This window comes from Luteibacter sp. NPDC031894 (assembly GCF_050273135.1).
Taxonomy (GTDB): Bacteria; Pseudomonadota; Gammaproteobacteria; order Xanthomonadales; family Rhodanobacteraceae; genus Luteibacter.
Genome location: NZ_JBNNMV010000005.1, coordinates 201,925 through 219,295, shown reverse-complemented (window position 1 = coordinate 219,295; position 17,371 = coordinate 201,925). Strand labels below are relative to the sequence as shown.

The 17,371-nt window shown below is 65.9% G+C and carries 23 protein-coding genes and 1 tRNA gene; 14 read left to right on the top strand and 10 right to left on the bottom strand.

What is annotated here, in order from left to right; genetic code table 11:
- Nucleotides 1-54 precede the first annotated feature (54 nt).
- Both ACQKIE_RS14680 and ACQKIE_RS14675 read left to right on the top strand, forming a co-directional pair.
- Entirely contained in the window at nucleotides 55-807 is a 753-nt protein-coding gene (locus ACQKIE_RS14680; RefSeq protein ID WP_427460356.1) for a DUF2884 family protein, read from the top strand.
- Nucleotides 808-873: 66 nt separating this feature from the next.
- A complete protein-coding gene (locus ACQKIE_RS14675) occupies nucleotides 874-1,308 on the top strand; it encodes a PA2169 family four-helix-bundle protein (RefSeq protein WP_427460354.1) in 435 nt (144 codons plus the stop codon).
- 13 nt (nucleotides 1,309-1,321) lie between these two features.
- Here the strand turns inward: ACQKIE_RS14675 and ACQKIE_RS14670 are convergent, their stop codons facing one another.
- Nucleotides 1,322-1,543, bottom strand: a complete 222-nt coding sequence (locus ACQKIE_RS14670) for a hypothetical protein (protein WP_427460352.1) — start codon at nucleotides 1,541-1,543, stop codon at nucleotides 1,322-1,324.
- A 381-nt stretch (nucleotides 1,544-1,924) separates the two neighbouring features.
- On the opposite strand from ACQKIE_RS14670, the gene ACQKIE_RS14665 reads away from it, so the two are divergent.
- Entirely contained in the window at nucleotides 1,925-2,563 is a 639-nt protein-coding gene (locus tag ACQKIE_RS14665) for a response regulator (RefSeq protein ID WP_427460350.1), read from the top strand.
- 111 nt (nucleotides 2,564-2,674) lie between these two features.
- Nucleotides 2,675-3,499, top strand: a complete 825-nt coding sequence (locus ACQKIE_RS14660; protein WP_427460348.1) for a DUF2884 family protein — start codon at nucleotides 2,675-2,677, stop codon at nucleotides 3,497-3,499.
- A 12-nt stretch (nucleotides 3,500-3,511) separates the two neighbouring features.
- Here ACQKIE_RS14660 and ACQKIE_RS14655 read toward each other — a convergent pair whose 3' ends face one another.
- The 3 genes from ACQKIE_RS14655 to ACQKIE_RS14645 all read right to left on the bottom strand — a co-directional run bounded on the left by ACQKIE_RS14655 (nucleotide 3,512) and on the right by ACQKIE_RS14645 (nucleotide 6,250).
- Nucleotides 3,512-4,462, bottom strand: coding sequence for a D-2-hydroxyacid dehydrogenase family protein (locus ACQKIE_RS14655; protein ID WP_427460346.1), 951 nt, complete (start codon nucleotides 4,460-4,462; stop codon nucleotides 3,512-3,514).
- A 68-nt stretch (nucleotides 4,463-4,530) separates the two neighbouring features.
- Complete coding sequence (locus ACQKIE_RS14650; protein WP_427460344.1) at nucleotides 4,531-5,034, bottom strand: DoxX family protein; 504 nt, start codon at nucleotides 5,032-5,034, stop codon at nucleotides 4,531-4,533.
- A 184-nt stretch (nucleotides 5,035-5,218) separates the two neighbouring features.
- Nucleotides 5,219-6,250 carry an aldo/keto reductase gene (locus tag ACQKIE_RS14645; RefSeq protein WP_427460342.1) on the bottom strand — a complete coding sequence of 344 codons (1,032 nt, stop codon included), beginning with the start codon at nucleotides 6,248-6,250 and terminating at the stop codon, nucleotides 5,219-5,221.
- A 147-nt stretch (nucleotides 6,251-6,397) separates the two neighbouring features.
- Between ACQKIE_RS14645 and ACQKIE_RS14640 the strand changes: the two genes are divergently transcribed.
- Genes ACQKIE_RS14640 through ACQKIE_RS14625 form a run of 4 tightly spaced genes read left to right on the top strand, consistent with a single transcriptional unit; the run spans nucleotide 6,398 to nucleotide 9,656 of the window.
- The gene (locus tag ACQKIE_RS14640) at nucleotides 6,398-6,994 is read left to right on the top strand and encodes an anthranilate synthase component II (protein ID WP_427460340.1); all 597 of its coding nucleotides are present in this window, start codon (nucleotides 6,398-6,400) and stop codon (nucleotides 6,992-6,994) included.
- 13 nt (nucleotides 6,995-7,007) lie between these two features.
- The gene (gene trpD, locus ACQKIE_RS14635; protein ID WP_427460338.1) at nucleotides 7,008-8,039 is read left to right on the top strand and encodes an anthranilate phosphoribosyltransferase; all 1,032 of its coding nucleotides are present in this window, start codon (nucleotides 7,008-7,010) and stop codon (nucleotides 8,037-8,039) included.
- 50 nt (nucleotides 8,040-8,089) lie between these two features.
- Nucleotides 8,090-8,941, top strand: a complete 852-nt coding sequence (trpC, locus tag ACQKIE_RS14630) for an indole-3-glycerol phosphate synthase TrpC (RefSeq protein WP_427460336.1) — start codon at nucleotides 8,090-8,092, stop codon at nucleotides 8,939-8,941.
- A gap of 7 nt (nucleotides 8,942-8,948) precedes the next feature.
- A complete protein-coding gene (locus tag ACQKIE_RS14625) occupies nucleotides 8,949-9,656 on the top strand; it encodes a haloacid dehalogenase-like hydrolase (protein WP_427460334.1) in 708 nt (235 codons plus the stop codon).
- A 3-nt stretch (nucleotides 9,657-9,659) separates the two neighbouring features.
- Here the strand turns inward: ACQKIE_RS14625 and ACQKIE_RS14620 are convergent, their stop codons facing one another.
- The gene (locus ACQKIE_RS14620) at nucleotides 9,660-10,406 is read right to left on the bottom strand and encodes a sulfite exporter TauE/SafE family protein (RefSeq protein WP_427460332.1); all 747 of its coding nucleotides are present in this window, start codon (nucleotides 10,404-10,406) and stop codon (nucleotides 9,660-9,662) included.
- A 136-nt stretch (nucleotides 10,407-10,542) separates the two neighbouring features.
- Between ACQKIE_RS14620 and ACQKIE_RS14615 the strand changes: the two genes are divergently transcribed.
- Nucleotides 10,543-11,493, top strand: a complete 951-nt coding sequence (locus tag ACQKIE_RS14615) for a bifunctional helix-turn-helix transcriptional regulator/GNAT family N-acetyltransferase (RefSeq protein ID WP_427460330.1) — start codon at nucleotides 10,543-10,545, stop codon at nucleotides 11,491-11,493.
- Between the two features lie 16 nt (nucleotides 11,494-11,509).
- On the opposite strand, the gene crp is transcribed toward ACQKIE_RS14615, so the two are convergent.
- Nucleotides 11,510-12,187: a cAMP-activated global transcriptional regulator CRP gene (gene crp, locus ACQKIE_RS14610; RefSeq protein WP_427460509.1), complete on the bottom strand. Its 678-nt coding sequence runs from the start codon at nucleotides 12,185-12,187 to the stop codon at nucleotides 11,510-11,512.
- Nucleotides 12,188-12,539: 352 nt separating this feature from the next.
- Between crp and speD the strand changes: the two genes are divergently transcribed.
- Both speD and ACQKIE_RS14600 read left to right on the top strand, forming a co-directional pair.
- Nucleotides 12,540-13,325, top strand: a complete 786-nt coding sequence (gene speD / locus ACQKIE_RS14605; protein ID WP_036109987.1) for an adenosylmethionine decarboxylase — start codon at nucleotides 12,540-12,542, stop codon at nucleotides 13,323-13,325.
- 76 nt (nucleotides 13,326-13,401) lie between these two features.
- Entirely contained in the window at nucleotides 13,402-14,088 is a 687-nt protein-coding gene (locus ACQKIE_RS14600; protein WP_427460328.1) for an extensin family protein, read from the top strand.
- On the opposite strand, the gene coq7 is transcribed toward ACQKIE_RS14600, so the two are convergent.
- On the bottom strand, nucleotides 14,085-14,726 hold the full coding sequence (gene coq7, locus ACQKIE_RS14595) for a 2-polyprenyl-3-methyl-6-methoxy-1,4-benzoquinone monooxygenase (RefSeq protein WP_427460326.1): 642 nt from the start codon (nucleotides 14,724-14,726) through the stop codon (nucleotides 14,085-14,087). The two genes, ACQKIE_RS14600 and coq7, sit on opposite strands and share 4 nt — an antisense overlap.
- Nucleotides 14,727-14,989: 263 nt before the next feature.
- On the opposite strand from coq7, the gene rplM reads away from it, so the two are divergent.
- The 3 genes from rplM (at nucleotide 14,990) to ACQKIE_RS14580 (ending at nucleotide 15,957) form a co-directional block, all read left to right on the top strand.
- Nucleotides 14,990-15,418: a 50S ribosomal protein L13 gene (gene rplM / locus ACQKIE_RS14590; protein WP_427460324.1), complete on the top strand. Its 429-nt coding sequence runs from the start codon at nucleotides 14,990-14,992 to the stop codon at nucleotides 15,416-15,418.
- A gap of 9 nt (nucleotides 15,419-15,427) precedes the next feature.
- Complete coding sequence (gene rpsI / locus ACQKIE_RS14585; RefSeq protein WP_144916175.1) at nucleotides 15,428-15,820, top strand: 30S ribosomal protein S9; 393 nt, start codon at nucleotides 15,428-15,430, stop codon at nucleotides 15,818-15,820.
- A gap of 63 nt (nucleotides 15,821-15,883) precedes the next feature.
- Nucleotides 15,884-15,957 (top strand) — tRNA-Gln (locus ACQKIE_RS14580).
- 22 nt (nucleotides 15,958-15,979) lie between these two features.
- On the opposite strand, the gene ACQKIE_RS14575 is transcribed toward ACQKIE_RS14580, so the two are convergent.
- From ACQKIE_RS14575 to ACQKIE_RS14565, 3 genes are read right to left on the bottom strand one after another with little or no spacing between them, the layout of a single operon-like run.
- Nucleotides 15,980-16,360: a hypothetical protein gene (locus ACQKIE_RS14575; RefSeq protein WP_427460321.1), complete on the bottom strand. Its 381-nt coding sequence runs from the start codon at nucleotides 16,358-16,360 to the stop codon at nucleotides 15,980-15,982.
- Nucleotides 16,357-16,902, bottom strand: coding sequence for an RNA polymerase sigma factor (locus ACQKIE_RS14570; protein ID WP_427460319.1), 546 nt, complete (start codon nucleotides 16,900-16,902; stop codon nucleotides 16,357-16,359). The genes ACQKIE_RS14575 and ACQKIE_RS14570 overlap by 4 nt, the downstream gene beginning before the upstream one ends.
- Nucleotides 16,892-17,260 carry a hypothetical protein gene (locus ACQKIE_RS14565; RefSeq protein WP_427460317.1) on the bottom strand — a complete coding sequence of 123 codons (369 nt, stop codon included), beginning with the start codon at nucleotides 17,258-17,260 and terminating at the stop codon, nucleotides 16,892-16,894. The genes ACQKIE_RS14570 and ACQKIE_RS14565 overlap by 11 nt, the downstream gene beginning before the upstream one ends.
- Nucleotides 17,261-17,371 lie beyond the last annotated feature (111 nt).

The window sequence follows — 17,371 nt, the reverse complement described above, 5'->3', positions numbered from 1 at the left end:
AGCGGGCATTCGTCCGCTGCCCGGTATCGAGTGGGTTTTCCGCTGGCCACAGTCATGACCGCACGCTTACCCCTCGTTGCAGCCCTTCTTTGCATCGCCGGCACGGCGTCCGCCCAGGACCTTGCGACCACGTGCGGCGTGGCCAGTACCTACGACCTCACGCTGGGCCCCACGGCCCTCGAGTTCAACCGGTCCGAGGCCCCGCCGCGTGCCGTGCGCATGCATGACGGCACCCTGGAAACGGATGGACGAGCGGTCTCGCTCCGTCCTGACGAACAGGACAGGGTGGCCCTGTTCGAGCGGCAGGTCCGATCGCTGGTGCCGAAAGCCAAGGCGATAGCGAACGACGGTGTGGATCTCGCGGCGCGCGCCGTTCAGGACGAGGCCGCCACTGCGGCGCCCAACGCCGTGGCCAGCGGCGAACTCGATCGTGTGCTGAATGCTCGCGTCGCCGACATCAAGCGCCGTATCGCCGCCAGCCAGAGCACGCGAGACTGGCAAGAGGGCGCCATGCGCGCCTACGCCCAGGAGATCGTGGCGGACGTCGGCCCCATACTCACTCAGGACGTGGGAAGCGAAGCGATGCAGCTGGCCATGAACGGCGACCTGCAAGGCGCGGCGGAGCTGCGTGATCGTGTCGCGGCGGTCTCCACGGGCGGTCAGGCCCGGGTGGTGGCGCGCGTCGAGTCGGCGCTCAGGCCCAGGATCCAGGCCCTGTGCCCCGCCGTGCGCCAACTCGTAGAGCTGTCTGCGAGTCTGCACGACGCGGCGGGCCACCCCCTGTTACTCGTCGAGCCGGGCGGATGACCGTCCGCTGACCGGATACTTCTACGTTTAGGACCGGCTAAGTGCCACGGGAATAAGGTCCAAACCATGGAAAGCACTTCGACTCGCGTCGTTAACGGTCTGATAAAACGTGTCATCGCAGACCGTGACCTGTACCTGCAGGCGGCTCGCGGCGTTCGCGAGCCCGGTCTGAAGGTCATTCTCGAAGAGTCCGCCGACGCGCTCACCGCGATCGCGCACGAACTCCAGGCCCAGGTAAGTGCCACCGGTGGTCGCCCCGCAACCGCGGGTGGCGCCATGAGCGGCGTCCGCCGGACGATGATGGAAGCATCGGTCAAACTGTCGCACGATCCGGATGTGACCTACATCCGGACCCTGGAGCAGATGGAGCGTCGCCTGCTCGACGCTTTCCTGCGCCTGGAAGCGACATCCGGCGACCGCGCCATGGTCGGGCGCCACATCGCGCGATTGCGCCTGCTCCACCTGGACATGACCAACCTGGGCAGCGCCGCCGGTCGTTGATCCGCGCGGAACCTTACGCTACGTCGCGAAGGTGCTTGAGTGTTCGATGCAGGTTGATATCCGCAGACACGTTGACGGCATGCGGCGACATGAGTGTTTCGCGATCGGCAAAGAAATTGGCGAAGGCGATCGCATCGCCCGGATCGCGGCGCGCGGCAATTTGCACCCCTTCGCGAAAGATGCCCCAGGCGTCGCCGACGTCGGCAATGTGGTATTCGATGGCTGTCGCAAGCATGCATGAGTCCTGTCATGCGCCATGGCGGCGTGTTCCGCACAGCATGGCTCGTTCGACGGCGGCAAGAGAATAAGACAAGTCTGAAAATGCGGATCTTTTTTCTGAGTAGATCCTCAACGCCCTCGCATTGTCACCGAGCGCCGTCTTTCGAACTCGCGCCCATCGCAAAGGAATAGCGTGCTTCGGCGCAGTCGCCAGGGCGCCGCGTACTTTCGTGTAGATGTCGCCTACACCACGCCGTGCAGTGGAACGACGAGAAATCTCAATAGCGCCGCGGCGCACGCCGGAACGCGCATGAACGTTTACTGTAATCTGCGCGCAGTACGACGAGTAACACATCTCACGGATGGCGGCTGCACCTTGCCGCCGACGAGGAAAGACATGATTCTGCGCACGATCATCGCCGACGATCATCCCGTGGTACTCATGGGTACGCGCGCAGCACTCGAAGCAGCCGGCGATATCGATGTGGTTGGCGAGGCCGCCAATGGGGACCAGCTCGTCGACCTCCTCGCATCGCGCCCGTGCGATGTCCTCGTCACGGACTTCTCCATGCCCGGTGGCCGTCACGGCGACGGCCTCTCACTGATCGACCTCGTGCGGCGTCGCTACCCGCGGCTGCCTATTGTCGTATTGACGATGGTCAACAATGCGGCAGTGCTGCAGACCATGCGTGCACGCGGAGCGCTTGGCTTGTGCGACAAGCGGGCGCCCTTGAAGGAAGTGGCGGTGGCCGTGCGTCATGCGGCGGCGGGGCGCCCTTACTTGAGCGATACGATCCGGCGCCAGTTCGACGAGGCCGGTGTGCATACGAGTGCAGACGCGGCACGGTTATCCGCGCGGGAGATCGAAGTGGTGCGGCTGTACGTCAGCGGCATGTCCATCACTCAGATCGCCGAACGGCTCAGTCGCAGTGTCAAGACCGTGAGCCGGCAGAAGCGCGACGCCATGCGCAAGCTCGGCATCGACCACGACAGCCGGCTTTCGGAGTACGCCCGTGAACGGGGGCTTGCGTCCTGACCCTGCCGGAAGTCATGGGGTGACGAAGCGCCCATGCATCGACTGCGCGATCGGCTTAAACCATGGGCGTGCCGGGAGCATCCTACCCGCGCCAACCTGGGGAGAAGGATCATGCGCCACCCGTTCATTACCGGCACTGCCGTGCTCGCGTTGTCCGTCGCCGCCGCGGCCGGACACGCCCGGACCGTAGGCTTCAGCACGGATACCTGCGACCACGACTATTCGACGCCTTACGACGTGGATGTGACGACCGCGGGCCTATCTTTCCATCGTACCGATGGTGTGCCCGCGAAAATCTTCCTGCATGACGGTGCGCTGCGCGTCGACGGCAAGGAAGTCGCGGTGTCGCGAGCGGATGCAGAGGCCCTGCGCCGGTACGAGGACGGTGTGCGCCAGCTCGTGCCCCAGGTGGCCGCAATCGCCCGCGAAGGCGTCCAGATGGGCTTTTCCGCGATGACCAGCGTCACCTTGACCTTCGCAGACGGCGACCAGCGCGCGAGCATGCTCGAGAAGCTGAAGCGCAAGCAGGCCCAGGCGTTACGCGAGATCGACGAAGGCATTGGCGCCGGTCACTGGTCGTCGGACCGCATGACGGAGACGGTCGCCGGTTCGGTGTCCGATTCCATTGGGGAACTCGTCGGCTCCGTCACCTCGAGCGCGGTGACGGCCGCGCTCTCAGGTGATTCCAGTAAGGTCGCCGCGCTGCAGGCCAGGGCGGATTCGCTGGACAAGACCATGGATCGCGAGATGGACAAGCGCTCCGAGGCGCTCGAAGCGAAAACCAAGACCCTTTGCCCCCGCCTCAACGACCTTGCCGAGTTGCAACGCGGTTGGAAGGTTCGTCTCGACAATGGCAAGCCGCTGGAGCTGATGACGATCAAGCCGAAGCACAGTGACGACGACAAGGGCGACCATAAGAAGGTCGCGTCGTCCTGACCCGTTGGCCTCTCAGGTGGACCGGCGATCTAGCCAGTCCACGAGGTTGCGTACCGTGTCGCCGTAGAACGTGCGGTACATCTCCTCAGTGACGTAGCCGATGTGCGGCGTCGCCAGCACGTTCGGCAGCGAACGGAAGGGGTGGTCGGCGGGCAGCGGCTCGTCGTCGAAGACGTCGACCGCCGCACCGGCGATTCGGCCGGCGCGCAGCGCGTCCACCAGGGCGGCTTCATCCACGATGGGCCCGCGGGAACTGTTGACCAGCCGGGCGGTGGGTTTCATCGCGGCAAGGTCGGCCGCTCCGATCAGTCCACGTGTTCGCTCGCTCAGTCGCGTATGGATCGTCAGCACGTCCGAATCGGAAAGGAGCTCCTGCTTCGAGACCCGCCGCACGCCAAGCGCGCTGGCCGTCTCTTCTTGCAGGTTCTGGCTCCATGCGATCACCGGCATGCCGAAGGCCTGCCCGATGCGCGCCACCTTCGAGCCAATCCGGCCGAGGCCGAGGATGCCGAGCGTCTTGCCCTCCAGCTCCGAGCCGAGCCCCACCTGCCAGCCACCGGCGCGCAACGAGGCCGCCTCCGTGGCGATGCCGCGCATGAGGCCGAGGATGGCGGCCCAGGTGAACTCGATCGTCGGCGTGGACGAGTAATTCGTATGCACCACCTCCACGCCGCGCGCCGCCGCCGCGTCCAGATCGATCGAGGCGTTACCGCGACCGGTCGAGGCGATGAGGCGAAGACGGGGCAGGGCGTCGATCAGCGTTGCTGTGATTGGCGTGCGCTCGCGCATGACGCAGATGGCGTCGAACGGCTGTAGTCGCTGTACGAGTGCGTCGTGCTTGGCTTGGTGGTCGTGGAAGACGGTGATCTCTGCACGACCCTCCAGCGAGGACCAGTCGGCGCTGCGCATCGCCACGTGTTGATAGTCGTCGAGGATGGCGATCCGCACGGGTCGTTCGTTCATGGTTTAGGTCCAGCGAAGTCGATATCCAGCATCGGCGCTGCGGTCGCGCCGGGCAAGTGAAGAGGGATTTACCTTGCGCCGTCCAGCCTGCGCGCGAATCGCCCGTCCACGCTCCACGGCCCCGCACCCCACAACACCAGCGCCACGATCCCCGCGAGATAAAGCAAGTCGCACTCGTAACCCGGCTGACCGAAGTGCGCCACGCCATCCCGCACGGACATCAGCTTGATCGAACTGAACCCGTAGGGCAGGTGCACGGTGAACGTCGCGACGAGCAGGACGACGATCATCGGGATGCTGGCGAGCGTGACGAAGGCACCGATGACGATGGCGAATCCTCCGAGGATTTCGATCGCGACGGTCAGCCATGCCATCAGTTCCGGTGCCGGCACGCCGATGGCGGCCAGGATTCCGGCGAACATCTCCGGCCCGCGCAGGAGCTTCGCGAACCCGTGCTGCATGAAGCCGCCGCCGATGACCAGGCGAAGCACCAGCGGTGCCCAGCGCGAGAGGCGCGCGGGGCGCGCGAACAGGAGGGAGGTCAGGCGGGCGCCGGCGGACGAGGTGCTCATCATGGTGGTCCTTGGTCGGGTTCAACCAAGGCTGACCGGGCACCGTCCGGAATCCTTTCAGGCTCGGCGATGGATATCAGGAATGCGTGTCGTGTTCGCCGCCGAGCGCGATGCCGCGGTTGTGGAAAGCGCGCTGGCGCGCGAAGGTGCTCGCGACGAACGCGCCAGCGTGCCTCCCCCAGGTTTACCAGGTGGTCGGCTTCGGATTGCGCTCGTCGAAGCCCTTCTGGTGCCAGTACGGGTAAGGCGGCGTGGCCTGGCTCACGCTGTCGAGGCGGGCGACTTCGTCCGCCGTCAAGGTCCAGCCGACCGCGCCAAGGTTCTGCGTGAGCTGGGTCTCGTCGCGCGCGCCGATCACGATGTTCGAGATGGAGGGGCGGCTCAGCACCCAGTTGAGGGCGACCTGGGTGATCGTCTTGCCCCGTTCCTGGGCGATCTCGTCCAGCACGTCGACGATGTCGTACAGCTTTTCCTCGTCCACCGGCGGACCGCCGACGGCGCCGCCGGCGGCGATACGCCCGGCGTCGGCAGGTTTGCCGCGGCGGATCTTGCCGGTGAGGCGACCCCAGCCCAGGGCGCTCCACACCATGGTGCCCACGCCCTGGTCGAGCGCCAACGGCATCAGCTCCCACTCGTAGTCGCGGCCGACAAGTGAGTAGAAACCCTGATAGGCCACGTAGCGGCCGAGGCCGTACTTTTCCGACGCGGCGAGCGACTTCATGAGGTGCCAGCCGGAGAAGTTCGACGCACCGATGTAACCGATCTTGCCGCTGGAGATCAGGTCGTCGAGGGCACGCAGCGTTTCCTCCACCGGCGTGAGCGCGTCGAAGCCGTGCATGAAGTACAGGTCGATATGGTCCGTCTGCAGGCGGCGCAGGCTCGCCTCGCATGCCCGGATGATGTGGTAGCGCGACGACCCCTTGTCGTTCGGGCCGTCGCCCATGGAGAAGGTGGACTTAGTGGCGATCAGCGCCTGGTCGCGGCGCCCCTTGAGCGCCTCGCCGAGCACTTCCTCGGCCATGCCGCGCGAATAGATGTCCGCCGTGTCGAACATGTTGAGGCCGTGCTCGAGGCAGAGGTCGACGATGCGTTTCGCCTCAGCGACCTGGGTGGAGCCCCAGCGCTCGAAGAATTCGCCGGAGCCGCCGAAGGTGCCGGTGCCGAGGCTGAGGACGGGGACTTTGAGGCCGGAGCGGCCGAGTTGACGGTGTTCCATGGGGATTCCTTGGGGAGGAGGGGTGTCGATGCGAATCGCACTTCAATGGATAATGCCAGCTCCCCAAGGTTCCGCTCGATGGCCAGCCATCGTCGAAGCTTGAAGTTCTTCATGTCATTCGTTGCAAAACAACGGCTTGGTGATCCCATGCTCCTCATGATCGACAACTACGACAGCTTCACCTTCAACCTCGTCCAGTACCTCGGCGAGCTGGGGCAGGAGGTCAAGGTCGTACGGAACGACGCGCTCACCGTGGCGGACATCCGCGCGCTGGCGCCTTCGCGGATCATGATTTCGCCGGGGCCGGGAACGCCGGACGATTCCGGCGTATCGATGGACATCCTGCGCGAGATGGCGGGCGAGCTGCCCATTTTTGGCGTCTGCCTCGGGCACCAGGCCATCGGCCAGGTGTTCGGGGGGAAGGTGATCCGGGCGCGCGAAATCATGCACGGCAAGACCTCGCCGGTACGGCATCTCGGTCAGGGCGTATTCGCCGGCCTGCCCAACCCCTTCGAGGCCACGCGCTACCACTCGCTGGTGGTCGAAAAGGACTCGGTGCCCGACTGCCTCGAAGTCACCGCATGGACGGAGCGCGAGGACGGCTCGATCGACGAGATCATGGGTTTGCGCCACCGCACGCTCGACATCGAGGGAGTGCAGTTCCATCCCGAATCGATCCTCACCCAGCACGGCCACGACCTGCTGCGCAATTTCCTCGGCATGCCGCTGCCGCTCGCCGCGTAAAGGATCGCGCTCCATGCCCATCACTCCTTCCGAGGCGCTCCAGCGCACGATCGAGCATCGCGAGATCTTCCATGACGAGATGATCGAGCTGATGCACCAGATCATGCGCGGCGACGTGAGCCCGCTGATGACCGCCGCGATCCTCACCGGCCTGCGCGTGAAGAAGGAAACCGTTGGCGAAATCACCGGTGCCGCGCGTGTCATGCGCGATCTTTCGTCAAAAGTGGACGTTGGTCCGCACCCGCATTTCCTCGACATCGTGGGCACGGGCGGCGACGGCGCCTCCACGTTCAACATCTCGACGGCCTCGATGTTCGTCGCCGCGGCCGCGGGTGCCAGGGTCGCCAAGCATGGCGGCCGCAGCGTTTCGTCCAAATCGGGCAGTGCCGACGTGCTCGAGGCGCTCGGCGCCCGCATCGACCTGCTGCCCGCCCAGGTGGCCGTCTGCATGGCGCAGGTCGACATCGGATTCATGTTCGCGCCGAACCACCATCCGGCGATGAAGGTGGTGTCGCCGGTGCGGAAGGAAATGGGCGTCCGCACGATCTTCAACATCCTCGGGCCGCTGACCAACCCCGCCGGCGCCCCTAACATCCTCATGGGCGTGTTCCACCCCGACCTCGTGGGCATCCAGATCCGCGTCTTGCAGGCGCTCGGCGCCCGTCATGCCATGGTGGTCTGGGGCCGTGACGGCATGGACGAGATATCGCTGGGCGCGGCCACCCTGGTGGGTGAACTCCGCGACGGCACGGTGCACGAATACGAGATCGAGCCGGAGGATTTCGGCCTTGCGATGGCCTCCAGCCGCAATCTGCGCGTGGATGACGCCGAGGGCTCGAAAGCCATGCTGCTCGACGCGATCAGCGGTGTGCCGGGCGTGCCCCATGACATCGTCTGCCTCAACGCCGGCGCGGCGCTTTACACGGCCGATGTCACCCCATCGATACAGGCGGGCATCGACCTTGCCCGCGCCACCATTGCAAGTGGCGCGGCTCGTGCAAAAATGGACGCGTTCGTGGCCGAGACGCAGCGGCTCGGTGCCTGATATCGTCGGGGCTCCCCAGGTCCCCCGGCCTTACCCTAGGAACTCCCCCGATGCCCGACATCCTTCATCGCATCCTCGAGCGCAAACTGGAAGAGATCGCAGAGCGCAGCCGTAAGCACACGCTCGACGACCTCGCCGCGCGTATCGCCGATCTCGAGCCGACGCGAGGCTTCGTTGCCGCGATCGATGCGCGCCTGCATGACGGCGATCCGGCGGTCATCGCCGAGATCAAGAAGGCGAGCCCGAGCAAGGGCCTGATCCGCGAGGATTTCGACCCGGCGGCCATCGCGCGCAGCTACGAGGCCGGCGGTGCCACCTGTCTGTCCGTGCTCACCGACGCCGATTTCTTCCAGGGGCACGAGGATTTCGTGCGCCAGGCGCACGATGCCTGTTCGTTGCCGATCCTGCGCAAGGATTTCATCGTGGACGAGTACCAGGTGTACGAGGCCCGCACGATCGGTGCCGACTGCATCCTGCTCATCGTCGCCGCGTTCGCGCAAAAGGAATCGGACGGCGATCGCATCTATGACGAAGGGCGACTGACGGAGCTTTCGCTGCTCGCGGCGGAGCTCGACCTCGACGTGCTCATGGAAGTCCATAACGAAGAGGAACTGGAGATCGCCCTGGGTACGCCCGCACCGTTGATCGGCGTGAACAATCGCAACCTGCGCACGTTCGAGACGTCCCTCGGTACGTCGCTGCGCCTGAAGGACCGCGTCGGGCCGGAGACGGCGATCGTCGCGGAATCTGGCATCCATACGGTGGAAGACGTGCGCAAGCTGCGCGAAGCGGGCATCCATACCTTCCTGGTGGGCGAGGCCTTCATGCGCGCGGCGGACCCCGGTGCCGAACTGCAGAAGCTGTTCGGCGTGCACCCTCATCCCGCACCGCACCGACACTAAGGAACGCATGGACCAGCGGATGGAAACGGCGACCGTCGAAGAGGCCGCCGTCGACGCGCAGCGCGTCGTCTTGTTCGATTTCGATGGCGTCATCGTGCGCCACCAAACCCTGGAGCTGTTCTACCGCGAGCGCCTTTCGGGCATCGGTCGCTGGCGGTTGTTGCTGGCGTTTCCGCTCGTGCCGTTCGTCCCGCTGCTCATCGGAAGCGTGGCGGGCAACCGGTTCCTCAGCCGCGTGTTCCTGCGCGTCGTCACCTTCGGGCGCAGCGATGCCGGATGCCGGCGCCTCATGCAGGCTTTCGGTCGCACCTACGCGCGGCGCCCCGGCGTGTTTTGCCGCGACGCCGTGGCGGCGCTACGTCGGCATGTCGATGCCGGCGACCGCGTGGTGATCGTCACCGGCAACGATCAACAGATGGTGGAGGCGATGCTCGACGAGGTCAGGTTGACGGGCTATGAGCTCGTCGCCTCGCGGACCCGCATGGGACTCTTCGGCATGCGCTTCGTCCTCCACAACGTCCACCATGCCAAGGTGCGCACGCTCTACCGCGCCGGCATCGCGCGTCCGTGGACGATCGCTTATGGCGACTCCCTGTCGGATATCCCGATACTGAAGGCCGCCGATCTGGCGCGCCTCGTGAATCCGACGCCGAAGACCCTGAAGAAGGCCAGCCGCCTGCTTGGCGAGAAGCTCGAGGTGTTGCACTGGTACTGAGGGTCAAGCCAGGGCATAGCGTCCGAGCTGGTAGAGACTGATCCCCACGATGAGGCAGCCGACCGCGGTCATCACGTAGCGCGGGGGCAGGTGCCGCACGAGCCACGCCGCCAGCGGCGCGGCCAGCACGCCACCAGTGAGCAGTCCCAGCACTATCGGCCAGTGGTGGACGCCCATGTGCGCGATGAGGGTCGTCGAGATGGCGATGGTGACCACGAATTCGGCCGCGTTCACCGTGCCGATCGTCTGCCGCACCGGGCCACCGCGGGCAAGCAAGGTGGACGTGGCGATGGGACCCCAGCCGCCCCCGCCGATGGCGTCGAGAAGGCCCGCGACGAATCCCAGGATGCCCTTGTGGCGCACGCGGTGGTGCGACACCACCCGGCCCGCGGCGCGCACCAGCACGACGATGCCGAGGATGAGGAGGTAGGCGTAGACGAACGGCTTCAGCGCCTCGCCCGGCACGCTGGCAAGGAACCAGGCGCCGATGATGCCGCCGACCACGCCGGGAATGGCGAGACGGCGAAACGCCTTCCAGTCGACGTTGCCGAACAGGGCATGCGCGCCGCCGGAGACGCCGGTCGTGAAGACCTCGGCGGTGTGCACCGTCGCGCTGGCGACTGCCGGCGGCAGGCCGAGCGCCAGCAGTACGGCGTTCGAAACGATGCCGTAGGCCATGCCGAGCGCGCCGTCGACCAGCTGTGCGAGCAGGCCGACGCCGACGAAGATAAGGAATTGGTTCCAGTCCATGGTTTCGTCCTCCGGTGGTTCCGAGGGCCACCATATACGAGGTGGGCGCCACGGCGGCATGAAGGGCGACTTCTGGCGCTTGCGTGCGGCGATCCGCGACAGCTAGCCTGATCCTTCACACTTGGCGAGATCACCGATGTACCTCTCCTCCCTGCGCGAGCTGGCGCTCGGCAGTCGGCTCAAGGCCTTGAGCGACCAGTTCTATACGGCCATCGACGAGGTCTACCGCGCCTGTGGCGCCGGGATCGAATCGCGCTGGTTCCCGGTGATGCGCTACCTCCGCGACGTAGGCCCCACCACCGTCACCGACATGGCCCTGGCCATCGGGCAGACGCACTCGGCGGTCAGTCAGCTGGCCGACCGGCTGGTCGAGGCCGGCATGGTGGTGCGGGGTCGCGATCCGCATGACGGACGGCGCAGCGTCCTGGCGCTGACCGACGCCGGCGAGCGGGCGCTGGGCGCGCTGGGGCCGGTGTGGCTGGCGATCCGGCGCGGCATGAACGACACGCTGGGTCCGCGCGTCGCGGCCATGCTCCAGGACATCGAGGATTGCGAACAGGCCCTGCGCGACCGGCCCCTCGTGGCGCCCATCCTCGACCAGCGCGACGCGCTCAGTCGCGCCGGGGTCGAGGTCGTCCCATTCGACCCGGCGTTGAGCGACCACTTCCGTCGCCTCAACCAGCAATGGCTCGAGCGCCATTTCCGCGTGGAGGCGGTGGACCGGGCGTTGTTCGCCGATCCGGAGGGGCTGATCGTCGCGCGCGGCGGCGCCATCTTCTTCGCCCTCTATGCGGGCGAAGTGGTGGGCACCTGTGCACTCATTCGCGAGGACGACGGCGTCTTCGAGCTGTCGAAGATGGGCGTGGACGAGAATTTTCGCGGACTGGGCGCGGGGCGTGCGCTGCTCGATGCCGCGATCGCCGAATACCGGCGCCGGGGCGGTCGGGAGCTCTTCCTGGAATCGAACAGCAAGCTGGATCGTGCCCTCGGCATGTACGAGCGCGCCGGCTTCGTCCGAGAGCCCGCCGTACGGCCCGGCTCGCATTACGAGCGGGCCGACGTCTACATGGTGTACCGCGGCAAGTGAGTGGGGTCGCGGCCCCTCAACGGGTGCCGCGGACCACGATGGTCTTGCCCGAAACGTCGATCATCCGCTCTTCTTCGAGCTGCTTGAGCACCCGGCCCACCATCTCGCGGGAGCAGCCGACGATGCGGCTGACTTCCTGGCGCGAGATGCGGATCTGCGTGCCGTCCGGATGGGTCATGGCATCCGGTTCCTGGCAAAGGTCGAGCAGGGTGCGCGACACCCGGTTCGTCACATCCATGAACGCCATGCGGCTCACCTGTCGGGAGGTCCGCAGAAGCCGCTGGGTCAGCTGCGAGCCGATGGCGAAGAGCAGCTTGGGGCATTCGGCCGCGAGCGGGCCTTCCAGCAGCTGGAAGAGCCGTTCGTAGCTGATTTCGGCCATTTCCACGGCCGTGCGGGTGCGCACGAGCGACTCGCGCTGCGCCTGCTCGACGAAAAGGCCCATTTCGCCGATGAACTGGCCCCGGTTGATGTAGGCGAGGATCAGTTCGCGGCCTTCTTCATCCTCCGTGCAGACGGCGAGCGAGCCGTCGACCACGTAATAGAGCGTGTTGGCCGGGTCGCCGGGCCGGATGATTGCCGTCTTTCCCGGATAACGGCGGCGGTGGCAGGCGTCGAGGAATCGACCCATGGAAGTCGGGTCGGGTGCGAAGCTCGAGGGAGCCTGCGACCGTTCGAACGCCTGTTGCAACATATATTTGAGTTGAGCCACAGCAGATTCCGTTGAGCCTCAATGGCATGGCGTCCCCTTCGGCTGGCGATGACGGAATTCGGTCATGCGTCGCCGACTCGCCATGTCCCTATCCGATTATTGCAGACATCCGGGCGCCAGAATCCACCCATTTGGAGGGATGTTGCCCTGGCGTGTTCAAATCCTGTCCATCTTGCCCCATAATTTCACCCCCTCGGCGTCCAGACCCCCTGTCTCACGCCGTACACAAGCATCGGGCAGGCTTTGGCCCCGTCCGGTGCTTTCATCGTTGCGGGGACCCTTGCTGCTAACCCGCGTCTGCTGCTGGCCGTTCCCCCGGCCTCGGAGAGTCGCTGTGGTCAAACCGCTTCCCCGCCTTCGCCTGCAGGGTTTCAACAACCTTACCAAGGCGTTGAGCTTCAACATCTACGATATCTGCTATGCCGTTTCCGAACAGCAGCGGCAGAACTACATCGAGTACATCGACGAACAGTACGATGCCGACCGCCTGACCCAGATCCTCACCGACGTGGCGGAGATCATCGGCGCGAACATCCTGAACATCGCGCGCCAGGATTACGACCCGCAGGGCGCGTCGGTCACGATCCTCATTTCCGAGGAGCCGGTTGTCGAGAAGCTGGGCCGGGACACGATCTCGGGCGCCGTCGTCGCGCACATGGACAAGAGCCACATCACCGTCCATACGTATCCGGAAACGCATCCGCACAACGGCATCGCCACCTTCCGCGCGGACATCGACGTGGCCACCTGCGGCGTCATCTCGCCGCTGAAGGCCCTGAACTACCTGATCGACAGCTTCGAGTCGGACATCGTGATCGCCGACTACCGCGTGCGCGGCTTCACGCGCGACGTGAAGGGCAAGAAGCACTTCATCGACCACAAGATCAATTCTGTGCAGGACTACCTGGCGAAGCACATCCGGCAGAAGTACGAGATGTTCGACGTCAACGTGTACCAGGAGAACATCTTCCACACGAAGATGCACATCAAGGACTTCGACCTCGACACGTACCTCTTCGAAGCGCAGGCCGACGACCTCTCCTTCAAGGAACGCCAGCGCATCGAGTCGCTGCTCCGCCGGGAGATCGAAGAACTCTTCCACGGCCGCAACCTGATGTAACGAAAAGCCCCGCGAATGCGGGGCTTCTTCATGGCGTCCCTGCAAGCCTTCACGCGCCGTTCGGTAGCGTGGCTTCATGCGCCCGTTCCTGCTCCTCATCCTCCTGCTCGCCCTGGCCGCCCTCGTCTGGACGCGCGGCTGGCGCCCGCCCGATCGCTACAACCCCTGGGCGCCGCTCGACCTGAAGGCCGAGCCGGACATGTTCCTGCGCTTCAAGCTCGCAAGGCTCGGCGATGATCCCGCGCAGTGCCGGGCGGCCATCAAGGACGCCGGTGCGGTCTTCACTCCCGTGGCGGACCGCGAGGAGCCGAATGGGTGCGGCTGGACCGACGCCGTGCGTCTTTCGGCGATCGGTCCCGCGCGTCTCGCTTCGCCCGTGACGCTCACCTGTCCCCTGGCCGCCTCGCTGGTCCTGTTCCATCGCCATGTGCTCGAGCCCGCCGCGGAAAGCAGCTTCGGCACGCCCGTCCGCGTCGTCGACCACGTGGGCAGCTACGCCTGCCGGAACGTCTATCACCGCGACCAGGCGCCACTCAGCCGCCACGCCCAGGCGGACGCCATCGACGTCACGGGCTGGCGCCTTGCCGATGGCCGGAGGGTCACCGTGGCGAAAGGATGGTCGGCTCCGGGCGAGGCGGGCTTCCTGCATGCGCTGCAAGCGGACGGCTGCCGGTATTTCGGTGCCTTCCTGGGGCCCGACTACAACGCGGCCCACCGCACGCACTTCCACTTGCAGGGACGTGGGTTCGGCTTTTGCCGCTAGACCCGGTAGGCCACGGCCTTCATCACGGACGAGGCGGCGTGCATGAGGCCGGGCAGGGGCCAGGGAAGGTCGACCCCCCCGCGGGCCTGGGCGGCCTCGGCGTGGCGCACTTCGTCGGTCTGCATCTGGGCAAGGATGGCCCGCGAGCGCTCGTCTTGCGGGGGTAGCCGTTCGAGGTGGTCGGCCAGGTGCGCTTCCACCTGCCGCTCCGTTTCCACGACGAAGCCGAGGCTGATCGGGTCGCCGACGGCCGCCGCCGCGACGCCGATGGCGTAGCTGCCCGCGTACCAGACGGGGTTGAGCAGGCTGGGGCGGCTGTCGAGCTGCGCCAGGCGCTCGGCGCACCAGGCCAGGTGGTCGGTCTCTTCCCTGGCGGCGTGCATCAGGTGCTGGCGGGTCTCCTCCGTCCGGGCGAGGGCGGCCTGGCCGACGTAAAGGGCTTGCGCGCAGACTTCGCCGACGTGGTTGATCCGCATCAGGCCCGCCGCGTGGCGGCGGTCGGCATCGCTCAGGGCGGCGTCGGCCAGCGTGGCGGCGGGCGATGGCCGCGAGGCTTCCGGCGATCCCGCAACGGCCTCCATGGCCCGCTCCAGGCCGTCCAGCAGGCGGTCGAGGCGACTGAGGTTGCGGACGGACATCGGAGGCTCCAGCGTGCGGGGACGACACACGTTACAATGCCCGTTGTCACGCCGTGGGTGAAGGCGCTGCGGCTGCATGCCGCGCCCGCCCCGAATGCGACAGGCTTGTGAAGGTTCCCGGCTCTCATGTTATGATTGTCGGCCCAAAGCTCACCACCACCGTGGGCTTGCGCGATGAGGGAAAAGTTCGCTATTCTCTCGCGCCTTTGCTTTCACCGATTCCGTGTTCCGCCTTCCACGGCGGCAAACCAGGTATTTTCGAAATGAAAACGTTCAGCGCCAAGCCGGAGAGCGTCAAGCGCGATTGGTTCGTGATCGACGCCACGAACAAGACCCTGGGTCGCCTGTCGACCGAGGTCGCGCGCCGTCTCCGCGGCAAGCACAAGCCCGAGTTTACCCCGCACGTCGATACCGGCGATTACATCGTCGTGATCAACGCCGCGAAGGTGGCCGTCACCGGTGCGAAGCTGGACGACAAGATGTACCACCGCTTCACCGGCTACGTCGGCAACCTGAAGACCACCAGTCTGAAGGACCTGCTCGCCACGCACCCGGAGCGCGTGATCGAGATCGCCGTCAAGGGCATGCTGCCGAAGAACCCGCTGGGTCGCGCCATGTACCGCAAGCTCAAGGTGTACGGCGGCGCCGATCACCCGCATACCGCACAGCAGCCGCAGGCGCTGGAACTCTAAGGAATCGACATGGCTACCCAGCAGAATTACGGTACCGGCCGCCGCAAGACCTCCGCCGCCCGCGTGTTCCTCCGCAAGGGCACCGGTGGCATCGTCGTCAACGGCAAGCCGCTCGACCAGTTCTTCGGTCGTGAAACCTCGCGCATGATCGTTCGTCAGCCGCTCGAGCTGACCGACAACAGCGAGAAGTTTGATATTATGGTCACCGTCGCCGGTGGCGGCATCACGGGCCAGGCCGGCGCCATCCGCCTCGGCATCGCCCGCGCCCTCGTCGAATACGACGAAGCGCTCAAGTCGCCGCTGCGCAAGGCCGGTTTCATGACCCGCGACGCCCGCGAAGTCGAGCGTAAGAAGGTCGGTCTGCACAAGGCCCGCCGCGCCACGCAGTTCTCGAAGCGCTAAGCCCACAGCATACGCTTCACACTTTGGTGCTCCACGGTCAGAGCGCACCAAAGCCCGGTTTATTGGGAGATCGTCTAACGGTAGGACAACGGACTCTGACTCCGTTTATCTAGGTTCGAATCCTAGTCTCCCAGCCACCGATCGAAAGCCCCTGAGCAATCAGGGGCTTTCTTTTTGCACGTCGTTTGGAGGCCGGGACTCGTCGGGTTCGTGCTCCGTAGTCGCCGAGGCATCGAAAGAGGGATGGCGAAAATCATGCACGAGCATCCACGTGGCGACGCCGAGGGCGAGGGGTAGCGCGAGCGCCAGTCCCTCCGTGCCCTGGTGGAACGCCACCAGCGCAGTGACGACCATGCCGCCGACGATGGATGTGCTCACCAGCAGGTCCCGCACGCACGATCGCCATGCCCCGGTCCGCTCGAGCCGGGCAAGGGCTTCCACCGAGACCACCCGGTGTGTCCGCATGACGAACTCGCCGTCGGGCGGCCGTTCGGGTTCGGCGAGGAGGCGGCGCAATGTGTCGTCGTCAGGAACGGTCATGAGGTCCTTGCCTCTGTCGTGAGGTGGCGGCGTAGCTGCTCGCGTGCACGTGCAACGACGCTCTTGAGTGTGCCGAGCGGAATGTCCAGCAGTTTCGCGGCTTCGCCGTGCGACCAACCTTCCATGTCGCACAGGAGGATGCACGCCCGCTCGCGTGGCGGCAGTACCGCCAGCGCGGCCACGATGTCCAGCCGGGTTCCGTAGTTGGGCTCGAACGCTTCGCTGCCGCCCGCGGACCGTGCGTGCTTGTCGCGCAGGTGGTGCTCGTGGCGCTCCAGGTCGAGGAACAGCCGCCAGCCGATGCGTACCAGCCATGCCGGGTAGCTGCCGTTGCCGTCGAAGAGCCTGCAGCGTTGCCAGGCGCGGACGAAAGTTTCCTGGGCGAGGTCGTCGGCCGTCGCGGGTTGCCCGGTGAGCTTGCGCAAGAAGCCGCGCAAGCGTGCTTCGTGCCGTGCGACCAGGACGTCGAAGGCAGCACGATCACCTGCGATGACGCGACGATTCAACGTGTCGTCGTCGATCGGGGGCGCATCAGGTTCCACGGCTCGCTCGCTTCGACAACGCCAGGAGCGTCACGCCGGTGAGCAGCGGAAAGAGGGCGGCGCCGGCAGCCATTCGCAGCGTATCGCCCGAGCCCTGGATCGCGACGCAACCGGCGCAAGCGAGCCCGATCGCTATGAGCAACCAGCCGTTTCGCCAGTCGGTGGCCGCCCGCTCGACGGTGGGCCGGCGACCCAGGGCCCGGTCGAGCTGCTCGACAGTCAAGGGCACGCCCGCCTGCAAGGCGTGGCGGAGGGTGCGGTGGAGCATGGCGACCATGGTTAGCCGGACGAGCTGGTGCAAGGCGACCAGCATCGCGAGCACGATGATGACACTGCCGAGGAAATGGGCGTCGAGCATAGGGATTCTCCTGCCTTGGTCCTGCCATAACGAACGCCGTGCGTGATTTGGATGAGTTGCCGGACACATCCAAAACGCAGTCGCGCCGCGTTTGAGCACCACTGGCGCCAC